At 58.5% G+C, this 15,280-nt stretch carries 11 protein-coding genes; 5 read left to right on the forward strand and 6 right to left on the reverse strand.

Annotated elements, in window-relative coordinates; genetic code table 11:
* Positions 1-2 precede the first annotated feature (2 nt).
* Genes V3C19_RS05915 through V3C19_RS05935 form a run of 5 tightly spaced genes read right to left on the reverse strand, consistent with a single transcriptional unit; the run spans position 3 to position 6,789 of the window.
* Positions 3-1,445 (reverse strand): hypothetical protein, encoded by a 1,443-nt coding sequence (locus V3C19_RS05915; protein ID WP_295933256.1) that lies wholly within the window; start codon positions 1,443-1,445, stop codon positions 3-5.
* Positions 1,435-2,460 carry a prenyltransferase/squalene oxidase repeat-containing protein gene (locus tag V3C19_RS05920; RefSeq protein ID WP_330937182.1) on the reverse strand — a complete coding sequence of 342 codons (1,026 nt, stop codon included), beginning with the start codon at positions 2,458-2,460 and terminating at the stop codon, positions 1,435-1,437. The genes V3C19_RS05915 and V3C19_RS05920 overlap by 11 nt, the downstream gene beginning before the upstream one ends.
* The gene (locus V3C19_RS05925) at positions 2,450-3,463 is read right to left on the reverse strand and encodes a prenyltransferase/squalene oxidase repeat-containing protein (protein WP_192907197.1); all 1,014 of its coding nucleotides are present in this window, start codon (positions 3,461-3,463) and stop codon (positions 2,450-2,452) included. The genes V3C19_RS05920 and V3C19_RS05925 overlap by 11 nt, the downstream gene beginning before the upstream one ends.
* 6 nt (positions 3,464-3,469) lie before the next feature.
* Positions 3,470-4,180, reverse strand: coding sequence for a hypothetical protein (locus V3C19_RS05930; RefSeq protein ID WP_130082666.1), 711 nt, complete (start codon positions 4,178-4,180; stop codon positions 3,470-3,472).
* Positions 4,177-6,789 (reverse strand): hypothetical protein, encoded by a 2,613-nt coding sequence (locus tag V3C19_RS05935; protein WP_295933156.1) that lies wholly within the window; start codon positions 6,787-6,789, stop codon positions 4,177-4,179. The genes V3C19_RS05930 and V3C19_RS05935 overlap by 4 nt, the downstream gene beginning before the upstream one ends.
* Positions 6,790-6,991: 202 nt before the next feature.
* Between V3C19_RS05935 and V3C19_RS05940 the strand changes: the two genes are divergently transcribed.
* The 3 genes from V3C19_RS05940 (at position 6,992) to V3C19_RS05950 (ending at position 12,101) form a co-directional block, all read left to right on the forward strand.
* Positions 6,992-9,046 carry a methylmalonyl-CoA mutase family protein gene (locus V3C19_RS05940; RefSeq protein ID WP_130082668.1) on the forward strand — a complete coding sequence of 685 codons (2,055 nt, stop codon included), beginning with the start codon at positions 6,992-6,994 and terminating at the stop codon, positions 9,044-9,046.
* A gap of 22 nt (positions 9,047-9,068) precedes the next feature.
* The gene (gene scpA / locus V3C19_RS05945) at positions 9,069-11,213 is read left to right on the forward strand and encodes a methylmalonyl-CoA mutase (RefSeq protein WP_130082669.1); all 2,145 of its coding nucleotides are present in this window, start codon (positions 9,069-9,071) and stop codon (positions 11,211-11,213) included.
* A 126-nt stretch (positions 11,214-11,339) separates the two neighbouring features.
* Positions 11,340-12,101, forward strand: coding sequence for a hypothetical protein (locus tag V3C19_RS05950; protein ID WP_295933148.1), 762 nt, complete (start codon positions 11,340-11,342; stop codon positions 12,099-12,101).
* A gap of 267 nt (positions 12,102-12,368) precedes the next feature.
* Here V3C19_RS05950 and V3C19_RS05955 read toward each other — a convergent pair whose 3' ends face one another.
* Complete coding sequence (locus V3C19_RS05955) at positions 12,369-12,875, reverse strand: hypothetical protein (RefSeq protein WP_295933145.1); 507 nt, start codon at positions 12,873-12,875, stop codon at positions 12,369-12,371.
* Between the two features lie 315 nt (positions 12,876-13,190).
* Here V3C19_RS05955 and V3C19_RS05960 point away from each other — a divergent pair, with 315 nt between their 5' ends.
* A complete protein-coding gene (locus V3C19_RS05960) occupies positions 13,191-14,084 on the forward strand; it encodes a class I SAM-dependent methyltransferase (protein WP_295933142.1) in 894 nt (297 codons plus the stop codon).
* Between the two features lie 94 nt (positions 14,085-14,178).
* Complete coding sequence (locus V3C19_RS05965; protein ID WP_067573174.1) at positions 14,179-15,267, forward strand: tetratricopeptide repeat protein; 1,089 nt, start codon at positions 14,179-14,181, stop codon at positions 15,265-15,267.
* Positions 15,268-15,280: the final 13 nt, after the last annotated feature.

Raw genomic sequence — 15,280 nt, forward strand, 5'->3', positions numbered from 1 at the left:
TGTCAGGGAGTGGAGCGGGAGGGTTGGGCGGAATTCAGGAATTCCACGCGGATAATGTTTTTCAGCGGCAGGGAAACTTGGCCCAGCAGGGAATGCTGAAGAACGACCTTTCCGGAGTCGATGCTCCGGATGTCGCCGTGCAGGCGGGAACCGTCTTTCATCTGGATGCTGTGGCGGGCTTCATCCCGGACGACATCCTGTTTTTCCGGTTCCGCGAAAAAGACCGTGTCCAGGTATCTGGCCGGGATGGAGAGCTCCCTTGGAACGCCGGGATATTCCTTATCCGTGGAGAGGTTCAGTATTTTGTCCCTGTCATTATAGCTGTTGACGGAGCCGGGAATGGCGTCCTCCTCCTTCGTCACGACCAGATCCGTCCCCTGGCTGCCGTTCTTGGTCAGGGCCTTGGCGCTCAGGGAAATGGCGGAAAGCTGGAGCTTTGAGATGGTCAGGGAGATATGCCCTTCCATCTGGAGTCCGAAGGCGTCCCCTTCCAGCTGCTGTTCGGGAGGGGAGGGATCCTTGATCAGCTTGGGCGGCATGTCCCCCACCAGCAGTTCGTAAACCTGTTCATTGTTCTCGTGCCGGGAGGAAGTCAGCCTGATATCTATCCCCGCCGTCATTTTCGGGGCCGGAATGTCCACCTCTCCCAAAAGGAGGATACCGGATTTCTGCTCTCTCAGCAACGTGCATTTGCCGGGGGCAATGCTGAGCATGAGCCTGTTGAGGCTGCTGCCGGAGTTGGACCTGAACGTGACGTTTTCCTTGCCGCCGAAGCAGAAGACAATGCCGGAGCGGTCACTGCTGCCGTCCATTGTCAGGGCGATTCGGAAGGTGAAGGAGGAAGGGTCCAGCCCGATGCTCTTGTACAGTGGCACCCAGGTAGGATAGTTGCCGTTGGACAACTTGTAATGGTACTTGTCTCCGTCCAGCTTCGGGTTCATGGCATTCATCAGTTTTCTTCCGGACTGGATGCGGTAGTCGTTCTCATTGTCTCCGGAATGAAGCCAGCTGTTGTCAAATACCAGGGGCTCCTGCCAGAATCCCTTCTGCTGGAGAGTTCCCAGGCGGAAGCCGGCCACCTGGCTGCGCGGAATGGAGCGGTAGGTGCCGAACATATCCCGGTACTTCACTTTGTCAGACGAGATGGAAGTGATATTGCACGGAATGATATCCCGGTGTCCCGTGGAGATGAAAATCTTGTCCCTGGCCCGCAGGTCGGGAGGGGCAGTATCCGTGAAATAGACGGCTCTTATTTCAGAGGGCAGAATGGAGACGTTCTGGCGCACGGACGGGTGCCTAATAACCAGCCCCTGTTTCCCGAAAGAGACGATTTCTCCGCGGAGGCGGTAATTGTCTTCCATCACCACATCGACGGTAGGGACCGCCCACGCGTGCAGCAGGCAGGCGGGGGCCAGGAGGAGTGCAAAGCTTATCCTATTTTTCATAAATGGGCAGGAATCTGTAGTTGAGAGCGAGAGAGAGGAGGGCGGCGGACGTGGAATAGGCCGGGGAATAGTCGGACAGCCAGGAGCCGTTGGGCGCCTGGGAAGCGCCCAGATACCGCATATTCTTATAATTCCATTCCTTCCAAATGTCCAGATCCGCATGGAAAAGGGCCTGGGACATGTAATACTCGAAATAGAATGGGTAGGAGGAATCCCGGTAATTAAGATTTTTTTTCAGGAAGGACAGGGAGGCTTTGAAAGACGGGTCCGACTTCTGGCGGGCCAGGGACAAGGTCAGGGAGCCGATGGCCGTAAGGGTGACGCGGGGACCGGACGGTCCGGTATAGCCGTAACCTCCTTTGTTGTCGCGGCAGGAGGCCATGTACTTGAGGCCGCGTTCAAAAGCCTCGTCCGGCACGGGAATGCCCGCGTTCCGTGCGGCGTACAGGGAGACGATCTGGCATCCGGTTACCGTGCTGTCCGCATCCGTAGAATCCGGAGCATAGCGCCAGCCGCCCGTCTTGTTCTTCTTCTGGGCGGTCAGCGTCAGGGCCACGGCTTTCTGGAGGGCGGGGCCTATGCGGTCGTCGCGCACCATGCCGTAGGCCTCCGCCAGCGCCAGGGTGGCGAATCCGTGGTTGTACATGGAATCTCCTATGTAACCGGAACTTTTGTTCTGTTTGGAGAGGATATAGTTGAGGCAGCGGCGCACCATGGTGGCGTACGGCCCCGCATTCGGATCGTCCCCGTGGGCGAGAACGGACATCAGGCAGAAACCGATGATGCCCGGCTCCTGGCCGTAGGTGCCTTCATAGGTGCCGTCCGTTTTCTGGGCGTTCTGGAGGTATCTGAGCCCCTTGACGTACATCAGCTCCACCTGTGGAGGCACCGGGGAAGACGTGCGCAGGGAAGACTGGGCCATCCCAGACTGCGGCATGATCGCCATTCCCAAGGCAATCAACAGGAAACAAAAGGCTTTTTTCATGGAAAGAGTGCGGGTGTGCTTATTGTTCATAAATGGGCAGGAAACGGTAATTCAAGGCAATTGAAAGTAGCGCCAGGGAGGTGGCATAGGAACTTCCCCTGTCGCTCAGCCAGGAACCGTTGGACGTCTGGGATGCCTGGAGGTAGCGTATGTTTTTATGGTTCCAGGCTTCCCAGAGGGGCTGGTCTGCATGAAACAGAGCCTGGGACATGTAGTACTCGAAGTAGAATGGATATAAGGAATCCCGGTAATTAAGATTTTTTTTCAGGAAGGACAGGGAGGCTTTGAAAGACGGGTCCGACTTCTGGCGGGCCAGGGACAAGGTCAGGGAGCCGATGGCCGTAAGGGTGACGCGGGGACCGGACGGTCCGGTATAGCCGTAACCTCCTTTGTTGTCGCGGCAGGAGGCCATGTACTTGAGGCCGCGTTCAAAAGCCTCGTCCGGCACGGGAATGCCCGCGTTCCGTGCGGCGTACAGGGAGACGATCTGGCATCCGGTTACCGTGCTGTCCGCATCCGTAGAATCCGGAGCATAGCGCCAGCCGCCCGTCTTGTTCTTCTTCTGGGCGGTCAGCGTCAGGGCCACGGCTTTCTGGAGGGCGGGGCCTATGCGGTCGTCGCGCACCATGCCGTAGGCCTCCGCCAGCGCCAGGGTGGCGAATCCGTGGTTGTACATGGTGTCACCTATATAGCCGGAGCCGCTGTTCTGTTTGGAGAGGATATAGTTGAGGCAGCGGCGCACCATGGTGGCGTACGGCCCCGCGTTCGGATCGTCCCCGTGGGCGAGAACGGACATCAGGCAGAAACCGATGATGCCCGGCTGCCTTCCTTCATTGTCTTCATAGGAACCGTCTGCTTTTTGGGCGTTTTGTAAAAAACTGAGGCCTTTCAGATACATGGATTCCACCTGCACGGGCACCGTTTCCGTGCGGACCGGCATGATGCCAGCCACATCCCTGCGCGGATCGGCTCCCCCTGCCGTCAGGACGCAGAAAAAGAATAGCAGAAATGCTCCGGCAGAATGCGTGTTCATCTTTTGCTACTTCTGGAGGGTTCTGTTATAGGCGTCCAGCGCCTTGCGGAATTCGGCGGGCATGTCATCTGCAGACATCCCGGTGGATTTGGGGACGGAGCGGCTTTCCACCGCCGTGTCTGGGTTGGAAACTCCCCTTTCCTGGGAGGAAGCCATATCCGACTTTCCGTCGGCTCCTTTTCCCGGTTTGTTGCCCCGGTTGTTCTGGCCCTCTCCTTGTCCTTCTCCTGTTCCCTCTCCTTCGCTTTCCCCCTGCTGCATGGATTGGGATTCACTGTCCATGCCAAGGAGCTGCCGGAGCATGTTCATCAGGGCCTCGCTGCCCGGTTTCATTCCATTTTCTCCGAATTTGGGCAGTTTGCCTCCTGCGCCCCCTCCCGGCATGCTCATTCTGGCCTTGGCCGCCAGGTAGATCAGTTCAATGACGTCCGACTGGGCGGCGAGCGTTGGGCCTCCCGTGTTGTAGTTCTCCAGGAGGTCCACGGCGTCGTTCATGGCATGGCGGCATTTCTTCAGGAGGTCGACCACTTCCTCATTCGTTTCTCCCATGATGAGGTCGGACGTGTCCGCCTGAAGCTCGTCCTGCTGGACGGCCAGTTTTTCCGCCGTTTCCTTGTGCTTGGCGGTATAAATCGTTTGTCCCTCCGGAGTGGCCAGGCAGGGCAGGGAAAAGGTCGAAAGGGCCAGAAGAATGACTGGCAGGCGGACGGTATTCATGGGGTTTGTGCGTTGAGTTTGCGGTGTTCCTTTTCTGCGGCGCGGGTACGCATGCGGATGTCCTGTTCCTGCTGGATCATTCGGATGATTTTCAGCATGAACTCGAAGTCGGCGTCGGAAATGGATTCTTCTTCTCCGCCTCCGCCGCCTCCGCCTCCGCCGCGGCTTTTCTTGTAGTCGTCTATCAGCTTGGCCCAGTGGCGCAGGGTGGACGCGTACAGGTGGGATTCGTCAATGGACTGCGCCGTGATGGAGTTCAGAATGTTTCCGTGCACCAGGTCCAGCTTTTCACGGAGGGAGAAGGCGTTCATCTGGTTGTACAGGTCGCTGTAAATGCGTTCCTCCGTGCGGGACTTGTAATAATTGAGGTCTTCCAGAATCCAGCCTATGTCCTGTGTGGAGGCATTCTGGAGGGTGGCAATGGTTTCCATTTCCCGGCGGGTGGAGGGGTCCAGCTCCTCCATGGTCATACCTACAACGGTGTTGAGCTGGCCGGCGAGAGAGCGGGCAATGAAATCTTCCTTGTAGGCCGCTTGGAGAAGCCTGGCCACAAAGGTGCTGGCTTCCATGTCCTGGGCGGACTTGGAAAGCTGGTTCATGGCGTCTTTCAAGGCCTGCGTGGCGTCGGAGTGGTCGCTTTCCGCCCCGTTGAGGGATTGCCGGCTTTCCTGCGGAGTGCTGTTCTCCGCTGTAGAATCCCGGAATTTTTTCTGGGCGTTCTTCATGGCACTGTCGGGAACGGGTTTCAGCATGGAAATTCCCTTCATGAACTCCTTCATTCCGGATGGATCGATCTGGGTATTGCGGGAGGCTTCCTTGAACAGCGTTTCGGACCGGTTGATCAATTCATTCAGTTCCCTTCGGTTGGCCTGTTCCTCATCCGCCAGGGCATGGAGCCTCTGCTGGCTCTCCGTATTCCTGAGTTCCTTTTCTTCCAGGGTTTTCAGGCGTTTCGCCTCGTCCGTCATGGCGTCCATGCGGCGGATCATTCCTTCCAGCTCGCTGACGATGCGTTCCAGTTCATTGCGAATCATCTGCGCATGTTCCGACTTGGAAAGGACGATGATGACCATGGGTTCCGAATACACTCTTTTGCCGCCGGGCTTGTAGTCCTGCGTAAATCCGCGGACGACCACGCGCTGGGGAGACAGCTTCAGGGCCCTGGCCTGGAACAGGAAGGTTCCCTTCAATCCGGTCCGGGTCGGATCGCCCGTTTCCAGAACCTTTTCCCCGTGCAGTCCCGGGACGGTCTTGCCGGCTTTCTCCGGATCCGCCGCTCCTCCGTCCGGATTTTCTTCCTCGTAAAAAGACTTTTCACCCTGCCACTCCACGCCCAGCTCCCGCAGGCCGAAATCGTCCGCGGCCTCCACTTCCAGTTCAATGCTGGTGTCTTCCAGCACGTGGCGGTCGTTTTCTCCGCCCCTCAGGTAGACGGAGGGCTGCTTGTCCTCAACGGGTTCCAGGCGCACCTTCACGGTCTGCGCGGCGTCAAGGCCGTCCTGGTCCGTCCATGTCAGCTCTATTTCCTGAGGATCTTTCCCCAGAAGAATGGAGGGAATGATCACCTTGCTGCCGTCCACGCGCAGGGGCTTTCCCTGGGGCGTGGCGGCGAAAGCCAGCGGCTGGGAGGCGGTAACCTCCAGCGTCAGCGTGGAGCCTTCCGGCGCGGAAACGACTCCGGCCCTCATCGGTTCCCGTCCATCCGGACGCCCCATGTATTCCGGATAGGCCACCGTGGCCGCGGCGGAGATCAGGGAAGGGCGCGCCTTCGGCACGATGCGCATGCGGCGCACGACGTCCCCCGCTGAAAATTCAAGCCTGTCCGGTTGCTGGAGAGGTGGAATGAGTACTTTGTAAACGCCGTCCTCCAGACTCGCCTGCTGGCGCATCCTGTTTCCGAAAACGTAATGAGCGGTTTCCGGGCGGGACTTGGTGGAATCCGCCAGCCTGAGTTCATATGCATGGCTTTCCCCCAGGGGGATGACCAGGGTGTCGGGGGTGGGATCCAGTTGCGTGAAGGTGTAGCGTTCCGGAGGATTGAAGGGTTGAAGCCAGCGGTGCAGGGCGTTTTCCGCCGCTTCCGGGCTGACGATGCACAGGGCGCCCGTGCAGAGAACCAGAATGGAAAGAAGAAGGAACAGAATCCTGTGCCGCGGCCTGGGGATGTTGACCGTCAGGTCCTGTCCGGCGACTTCGCGTGCCACCTGTTCCATGGCCGCCTCCTTGAGCTTTTCGGAACTGTATTGGTGCCCGTACATTTCGGAGTCCAGTTCAATGACCCCCAGCAGGCGGTCTCCCAGCGCCGCATCATTTTTGCCGATCAGGCGCGCCAGTTGGGTGGCCGTTCTGCGCTGCCAGACCCACCGGAAGCTCCACCACGGAATGAAGGTCAGCAATCCCGCCACGGCGCAGATGAAAAGAATCCATCCCAGCGTGGGCGGTGTTTCCCAAACGCGGTCGGAAACATACAGAAACACATAGGAGAGGATGACGGCCAGGCCGGCCAGGCAGATGGCTTCCAGTATTTTGACCGTTCGGAGGCGACGGCGGAATGCCTGGAGCTGCCTGACTAGTTGAACAGGGAGTTTGACGGTAGGTGAGGTCGGCATGCTTAAACCCTGTATCTACTCTTTTTATGCTGTTTTTGCAAGCTTCCCGAACGTGATAGGGCAAATTCGCCTTCATTGGGCCTCTTGTGTTTTTCACGCTGGACTTTATAATTTGATTTTCTAAAATAACTCTGCGCTTTAAATCTGGCCTGGTTTGCGCAATTAAAAACCAACATATTAGGCCTTACCCATTGACTTCGCCATGCAAAAGGGAAACAAAACAACGGATCCGGAGATCGACTTCGGAGAATTCGCACCAGCCACATACGCCGAATGGCGTGAGGCAGCCGTCGCTGCCTTGAAGGGGGCTGATTTTGATAAAAAACTTTTCACGAAGCTCGTGGAGGGAATCACGCTGCATCCCATTTACAACAAGTGGGACGAGCACTCTCCCGTCATGCCTGCCGGGCAGTTCCCGTACCGCCGCGGAACCCGCGCCCTGGGCTATGTGGAAAAGCCCTGCGAAATCGCCCAGAGCATTCCCGCCTCCACTCCGGAAGACTTCAACAGCAAAATCCTGCACGATCTGGAACGCGGCCTGACCGCCGTGAACGTCCAGCTCAACTGCAAATGCGGTCTCAAGCTCCGCAAGCAGGCGGCCTGGGACACCGCCCTCAAGGGCCTCCCGCTGGACAAGCTGCCCGTTTACATCACTCCCGGCTCCTGCGGCCTGGGTACGCTTTCCATGTTCCTGAACACGTACAAATCCGCCGGATTCGACACCGCCGGCCTCCGGGGCGGCGTTCTCTACGACCCGGTCGGCAAGGCCGTGATGAAGGGTTCCCTCTGCGGCGGCAAGGGCATTTGCGCCTATTATGACCAGATGGCCGTGATGACCAAGTGGGCCATCGCCAATGCGCCCGCCTTCCAGACCATCGGCGTCAGCGGGCTTCCCTATGCGGATTCCGGCGCCTCCGCCTTTGAAGAAGCGGGAGCCATGCTCGCTACCGCCGTGGCCTATCTGCGCGCCATGGAAGAACGCGGCATTTCCGTGGATGAAGCGGCCGCCCACATGCGCTTTACCGTATCCATCGGGGCCAACCTTTTCCTGGAAGTGGCCAAAATCCGCGCCCTGCGCGAACTCTGGGCCCTCATCGTCAAGGAATGCGGCGGTAGCGAGGAAGCCGCCAAAATCAGCCTGCATGCCCGCACTTCCTTCTGGACCCTCTCCAAGGTGGACCCCTGGGTCAACCTGCTGCGCGGTTCCGCCCAGGCCTTCTCCGCCATTATGGGCGGCGTGGACAGCATCGATGTACTGCCCTTCGACGCGGCCGTGCGCATGCCGGACGAATTCTCCCGCCGCATCGCCCGCAACTGCCCGCTGATCCTGCTGGGCGAATGCAACCTGGACAAGGTGGTGGACCCCGCCGGCGGTTCCTGGTACATTGAAAACCTGACGGACGAAGTCTCCCGGAAAATCTGGGACGTCTTCCAGGGAATTGAAAAGGAAGGCGGCATCATCAAGGCCCTTCAGTCCGGCTCCATCCAGAAGAGCGTGAACGCCACGGCCGCCAAGCGGTATGAAATGGCCGACCAGCGCCGCCAGTCCATCGTGGGCGTCAACCAGTACGTCAACCTGGTGGAAAAGAAGCTGGAAGTGCCGGAAGGCTCCTCCTGTTCCGCCTCCAAGGGCCACGGCTGCTGCAAGAATGCGGACGTGGAACTGCCCGACGTGAAAATGTGCGTGGATTCCGTCTGCAAGGCCGCGGAGGAAGGCTTCTCCACCTGCCTCATCAACAAGGCCCTCACGGCCGGCGCGGACTGCAAGTGCGGCGGACCGCTGGAAATTGAAGCCCTGCCGAAGCGCCGCCTGGCGGAACGCTTTGAATCCCTGCTCGCCAAGGCCGACGCCTGGGTGGAGGAAAAGGGAACCCGCCCGATGGTCTTCTTCGCCAACATGGGGCCGTTGCGCCAGCACAAGGCCCGTGCGGACTTCTCCCGCGACTTCCTGCGCGCAGGCGGTCTGGACGTGGTTTACCCGTCCGGCTTCCCGACTCCGGAAGAGGCGGCCAGGGCCGCCGCGGAAAGCGGCTGCGCCGTGTGTGTGATCTGCTCCACGGACGACACCTATCCGGAAATCGTTCCCGCCTTCTGCAAGGCGCTCAGGGAAATCAAGCCGGATATGATGGTGGCCCTCGCCGGTTATCCGGCGGACCATGTGGAAGCGTTCAAGGAAGCCGGCGTGGACATCTTCATCCACGTCAGGGCCAACTGCTACAACACCATTGAAGCCATTCAGAACAAGATCGGCCTCTAAACCATTTACCAAATTTCATCATATGAGCAATATTCCCGACTTTGCAACCGCCGCCTATCCAGAAGTCAAGGCTGGCGGCCAGTCCCCGGCCACCCAGACGGAAACCTGGGTGACCAATGAACAAATTCCCGTGCCGCCCACCTATTCCGAGAGCGTGTATGACGACTGCCTGCACCTGGACTTTACCGCCGGTGTGGCCCCGAACCTGCGCGGACCTTACGCCACCATGTATGTGGCGCGTCCCTGGACGGTGCGCCAGTATGCCGGTTTCTCCACGGCGGAGGAATCCAACGCCTTCTACCGCCGCAACCTGGCGGCCGGTCAGAAGGGACTTTCCATCGCCTTCGACCTGGCGACGCACCGCGGTTATGACTCCGACCACCCCCGCGTGGTGGGCGACGTGGGCAAGGCCGGCGTGGCCGTGGACTCCATCCTGGACATGGAAATCCTCTTCAAGGGCATTCCGCTGGACAAAATGTCCGTCTCCATGACCATGAACGGCGCCGTGCTGCCCGTGCTTGCCTTCTACATCGTGGCCGCCCAGGAACAGGGCTGCACGCTGGACCAGCTCTCCGGGACGATCCAGAACGACATCCTGAAGGAATACATGGTGCGCAACACGTACATTTATCCGCCGGACCCGTCCATGCGGATCATTGCGGACATCTTTGAGTTCACCTCCAAGTACATGCCCAAGTTCAACTCCATTTCCATCTCCGGCTACCACATGCAGGAAGCCGGCGCCACGGCGGACCTGGAAATGGCTTACACGCTTGCGGACGGCCTGGAATACGTGCGCACCGGGATCAAGGCCGGCATTGACATCGACGCCTTCGCTCCGCGCCTCTCCTTCTTCTGGGCCCAGGGCAAGAACTACTTCATGGAAGTGGCCAAGATGCGCGCCGCGCGCGTGCTGTGGGCCAAGCTCATCAAGCAGTTCAACCCCAAGAACCCGAAGTCCCTGGCCCTGCGCACGCACTCCCAGACTTCCGGCTGGTCCCTCACGGAGCAGGACCCGTTCAACAACGTGACCCGCACCTGCATTGAAGCCCTGGCCGCCGCCTGCGGCCATACGCAGTCCCTGCACACCAACTCCCTGGACGAGGCGATCGCCCTGCCGACGGACTTCTCCGCCCGCATTGCCCGCAACACCCAGCTCCACCTGCAGGATGAAACCACCATCTGCAAGGTCATCGATCCGTGGGGCGGTTCCTACTACGTGGAATACCTCACCAACGAGCTCATCCGCAAGGGCTGGGCCCACCTTCAGGAAGTGGAAAAACTCGGCGGCATGGCCAAGGCCATTGAAACCGGGCTGCCCAAGATGCGCATTGAAGAAGCCGCGGCCCGCCGCCAGGCGGCCATTGACTCCGGCAAGGAGCCCATCATCGGTGTCAACAAGTACCGTCTGGAGCAGGAGGAAAAAATCGACATTCTGGAAGTGGACAACACCACCGTCCGGGACGCCCAGATCGCCCGCCTGCAGAAACTGCGTGCTGAACGCGACTCCGCTGCGTGCGAAGCCGCGCTGGAAGCCCTGTCCGAATGCGCCCGTACGGGAGAAGGCAACCTCCTTGACCTCGCCATCAAGGCGGCCAAGGCTCGCGCCTCTCTGGGTGAAATTTCCTCCGCCCTGGAAAAGCACTTCGGGCGGCACAAAGCTCCAATTAAACTCATTACCGGCGTGTACGCACAATCCTATGGTCAAGATCCGCTGGTGGAGGAAGTCCGCAAGATGACGGACGACTTCGCCGAACGCACGGGGCGCCGTCCCCGCATCCTCGTCGCCAAAATGGGCCAGGACGGCCACGACCGCGGCGCCAAGGTGGTCTCCTCCGCCTATGCCGACCTCGGCTTCGACGTGGACGTAGGCCCGCTCTTCCAGACGCCGGAGGAAACCGCCAAGATGGCGATTGAAAACGACGTGCACATGATCGGCATGAGCTCCCTGGCCGCGGGCCACAAGGTGCTTCTGCCCGCCCTGGTGGAAGAACTCCAGAAACAGGGGCGTCCGGACATCATGGTCTTCTGCGGCGGCGTCATTCCCGCCCAGGACTACGACTTCCTCAGGGAACACGGAGCTGTGGCCATCTTCGGCCCCGGTACGAACATCCCGGAAGCCTCCAAGGAAATCATGGAAGCCCTCAACGAACAGTACGCCGACTAAGGTAGGCGCTATTCGCGGAACAAATTGAAAATCAGAGGCCGGATCGTTTGATCCGGCCTCTTTTTTGGTTCAACACGGATTCAAAATCCCTGCATTAGTTTTCATCGTTCACAAGAATTGGAAACCATGAAGAAAACATTATTTTTACTTATGGCCGAAGGGGATTTTTCCCTTGCACAGGCGGCTTCCGTCCTGGTGGAGGTGTACGGGGACGGCGCGGAAAGGCCCGGCATGAATTTGTATAAGTCCAACAGCAAGGATGAATTGCAGCTTCAGGATGCTTCGGAAAACGGTACTCCCTACACGCTTAAAATCGTTAAAAACGGCGGGAACTTCTTTAACTCCAATGTCACTGCCGCAACTTCCGGAAAGGGAGACCCCGCTTATGGCGCCTATTTCCAGAATGGGGCAGCAATGACGGACCTGGTCAATACCCTAGGTTCTTTCGACTATGAAGCGATGTCCACATTCATGAATCCCGGAGCCGGAGGTTCCACGACATCCTCCATCCAACTGGGCGGATCGACGGCAGGGGACACCATCACGTTTTACATGTTCGTTTCCAGTGTGGCCGCTGCTCCCGGAGCCACTGCCGTCACCGGAGGAACGGGTTCCTTTGAATACGCCGCTACAGACGGAACGGGATTTTCAACGTCTCCCTCCTTTGCAAACAACAAGCTGACGTTGGTCACATGGACGGGAACGGCAACATCGGACACACTTGATTTTCGCATTGGGGGGGCAGAAAGCCGGGGTGGCTGCCATGGCGTTTTCCGTCGTTCCCGAACCGTCTGCGGCTTCCCTGAGGGTGCTTGGCATGGCCGTGTTGATGGTGCGTCGGCTCAGAGTCTCATATTCCCGTACCGGATGTCCTTCACGAAGTATTGAAAAAGGTGCTGGCGCATGCCGCACTCATACTTGGGGATGATCCCGTTCTGCCTCATGCTGCGGAAGGCGTCAAATGTACCGGGAGAGGAAGAAAGGAAGCAGCGTCCTTATAGGGATGTCCGCAGGGGATTGCTCAGGAAAAGCCGGACAAAGTGTGCGTGCTGAACAGCTTTCTCGTACGGATTGAAGGTTCCCTGCCGCAGGAAGCTTTTCCTTGAAAAATCAACGCTTCTCCGGCTGTTTGCTGTGTCCGGAAGGAGTCTGCCGTTACCGGTTGGAACGGGCTTCAAAGGAGCCGTCCACCAAACGCTGGATGCTCAGGGATGTTTTCGAATCATGCGCCGGATCGCCTTCATGGCGGGGATGGCTGATGACGGGATAGGAGCACAAGGATCTGCCGTTGGGCGTGGTTTCCATATTCAGGGGCGCCAGGGTGAGGGTAGCGCCGGGTTCAAGAGGGAAAATATGGTCGTCCGCATAATAATGGGTATCCAGATCTATCAGTGAGACTTTTTCATCCCTGGTGGAAACGGCCAGAATCTCAAAACGGACAGGGCTTGTCTGGACGCCGACGAAGATGGTCTCCCATTCCTCCACTTCCAGAGCCGTGAGAATTTTTCCTTCCACCGGAGGCTTGAAGGAAAAAGTTCTGTCTCCGCAGTAAATCTTCCATATTTTTATCTCCTTGTTTTCGTGGGAAACACCGTCTGCCGCCGGGACGGGAGAAAAGAGGAAGGGTATCAGAAAAAAGGATGCAGGAGATATTTTTTTCATGCCGTGAAAGGGGGGGATGATATCTTCCCCCTGTGTTTCACAAATTTGTGGGAACTTCAAGCAAGTATCTCTCTTTCAGTGTTTTTTTGACAGGATGAAGAGAAAGATTTTTTCCTGGGCAAAAGCGTCATGACCTGCCTGGAGGAGGATGGAAGGCATGCCGTCCGGCAGGCGGTACGCCCGGGAATAATCCGGAGGGGTGGATGGTGTGCGGAACGTGGTTTTCCCTTCCGGCGGAAGAAGATTGTTCCAGAATCCGTTTTCCCTGCTTTTGCCATTGCCCCCCGCGGTCAAATTCCGTAGTCTCTCCGTGCCGTGAGCCGCACGTACCGCCATTGCCTGGAATACAAGAAGGGACTGATTCCTCCGCGTACCGATATTTTCCGCGTGATTGACGGGGAAGGGGACGGCTGTCCGGACGTGTTCGTGGACCGCCTGGGAGATCGCATTCTGGTTTCCACGCGTGACTGTGCCGTTCCCGTGAATTTGAGGAAGGAGCTCGCTGGACTTGATGTTCCCGTATTTCACAAGCGTCTGGAACAGAATCAGAAGGAGGTGCCCATCCAGATTGCCGGACCGGTCCTTCCCCTGCAATTTGAGGCGGAGGAACAGGGCGTTCTGTTCAGGCTGGACATGTCCGCGGGTTACTCCCAGGGAATCTTTCTGGACCAGCGCGACCACCGCCGCCGGGTGCGGGAACGGAGCAGGCCGGGCATGAAAGTGCTGAATACCTTCGCCTACACGGGAGCCTTTTCCGTTTATGCCGCTCTGGGCGGCGCACAGACGACCACGCTGGACCTGGCTCAGCCGTGCCTGGAATGGGCCAGAGAAAATTTCAGGCTGAACGGAATGGACCCCTCCAGCCAGTACTTCTGCAAGGGGGACGTGCTTCACTGGCTGGAACGGTTCGCCAGGCAGGGACGCACCTTCCACGGCATCATTCTGGACCCTCCCACTTTTTCACGGGACGACAGGGGCAGGGTGTTCCGGGTGGAATCCCATTACGGGGAACTTGTCTCCCTGGCGCGGAAATGCCTGGAGCGGGACGGCTGGATGCTGTGCACCAGCAATTGCCGCAAGCTGAGCCATTCCGACTTCCGCAGGATGGTGGAGGCCGCCGCTCCCGGGGCCCGCCTCACCCATGATCCCATGCCTGCGGACTTTACGGGGGAGGATTATCTGAAAAGACTGTGGGTGGACTGGAAGTGAATATTTTATGAAAAATTTTCCTCACCTGCGCTGACGCATTTTATTCTTTTGAAAACCATGCCCCTTTGATAGGAAACCGCCCATTGCTTCTTATATGAAAAAACTAGCCTGTGTCATCAGTATTCTTGCGTTCGCGTGCCCGCATCTCTTTGCCGCCCTTTATGAGAATCTGGAGACGGGAATGGACAAGGACCAGGTGCTGAAAGCGCTGAGGCAGAGCAAGCGGATTGAAGGGCCGCCTACGGACGCCCTGCTGGGGCGCACCGGGCTGAACGGCGTGTTCAAGACCAGGCAGCCCGTGGGCGGCCAGACCTTTTCCCTGAATTTTGACTACGACCCTTCCGGAGGCCTGCGCGGCGTCGTTTTCTACTCCCGCAGCAAATTCAAGGGTGCCGAATATGAAACCAGGCTCAAATCAGCCTACAAGGCCCTGCTGGTGGGCCTGACGGAAAAGTACGGGGAACCTTCCAACATGCCGGAATGGCTGCCGAAGGATTCCCTGCAGGAAGGGCGCATCCTGTACATGCACATGTGGAGGGTGGCTCCCAGCGTGTTTTTAATGTCCGGCCTGGGGAACATGGGGGCCATGGAGGGGTACTTCCCCGTATTCCGCCTTTCCGGTCCGGCGGGCATGCCTCCCAAATCCAAGAGGGACCGGGAGGAGTTGAAGAGGGAATGGGCCGCCATTCCGGAATTCCCTGATCTGAAAGAGGCGGAACTTCATATTGCGGATGCCGTCCGTTCCATGGGAACCAAAAAATATGAGGACGCCTTTGAATGCTTCCAGCAGGCGGCGGAACTGGGCAGTCCCCGCGGTTACTGGGGCATGGCGTTTCTCTATGACCTGGGCAAATACGGCGTGAAGCGGGACAAGAAAAAGGCCGATGAACTGAACCGCAAGGCCGCCGCCGCCGCCTATGCCCCGTCCGCCATGAAATACGGCGACACCTGGCCGGACGCGGCGCGGGCCGTGGGCCTGTCCCCCGCGGAGGCGAAGGAACAGCTCAACCGCCGCAAGAGGGCTGCCGAAGAAGGCTATGCCTCCGAACAGTACAACATGGGCATCATGTACCAGAAAGGCTTCGGCGTACAGCAGGACGCGGCCAAGGCCAGGGAATGGTTCCAGAAGGCGGCGGACCAGGATGACGTGCAGGCGAAAAGCGTGCTTAAAAAACTTAAATAATTCTTTCTCAATC

It is taken from the genome of Akkermansia sp. AE01SA01, assembly GCF_036417395.1.
Taxonomy (GTDB): Bacteria; Verrucomicrobiota; Verrucomicrobiia; order Verrucomicrobiales; family Akkermansiaceae; genus Akkermansia.

Coding starts and splice junctions, on each gene's coding strand:
- V3C19_RS05925 (WP_192907197.1), bottom strand. CDS start 3,463: ATGAACACGCATTCTGCCGGAGCATTTCTGCTATTCTTTTTCTGCGTC.
- V3C19_RS05930 (WP_130082666.1), bottom strand. CDS start 4,180: ATGAATACCGTCCGCCTGCCAGTCATTCTTCTGGCCCTTTCGACCTTT.
- V3C19_RS05965 (WP_067573174.1), top strand. CDS start 14,179: ATGAAAAAACTAGCCTGTGTCATCAGTATTCTTGCGTTCGCGTGCCCG.
- V3C19_RS05955 (WP_295933145.1), bottom strand. CDS start 12,875: ATGAAAAAAATATCTCCTGCATCCTTTTTTCTGATACCCTTCCTCTTT.
- scpA (WP_130082669.1), top strand. CDS start 9,069: ATGAGCAATATTCCCGACTTTGCAACCGCCGCCTATCCAGAAGTCAAG.
- V3C19_RS05940 (WP_130082668.1), top strand. CDS start 6,992: ATGCAAAAGGGAAACAAAACAACGGATCCGGAGATCGACTTCGGAGAA.
- V3C19_RS05915 (WP_295933256.1), bottom strand. CDS start 1,445: ATGAAAAATAGGATAAGCTTTGCACTCCTCCTGGCCCCCGCCTGCCTG.
- V3C19_RS05935 (WP_295933156.1), bottom strand. CDS start 6,789: ATGCCGACCTCACCTACCGTCAAACTCCCTGTTCAACTAGTCAGGCAG.
- V3C19_RS05920 (WP_330937182.1), bottom strand. CDS start 2,460: ATGAACAATAAGCACACCCGCACTCTTTCCATGAAAAAAGCCTTTTGT.
- V3C19_RS05950 (WP_295933148.1), top strand. CDS start 11,340: ATGAAGAAAACATTATTTTTACTTATGGCCGAAGGGGATTTTTCCCTT.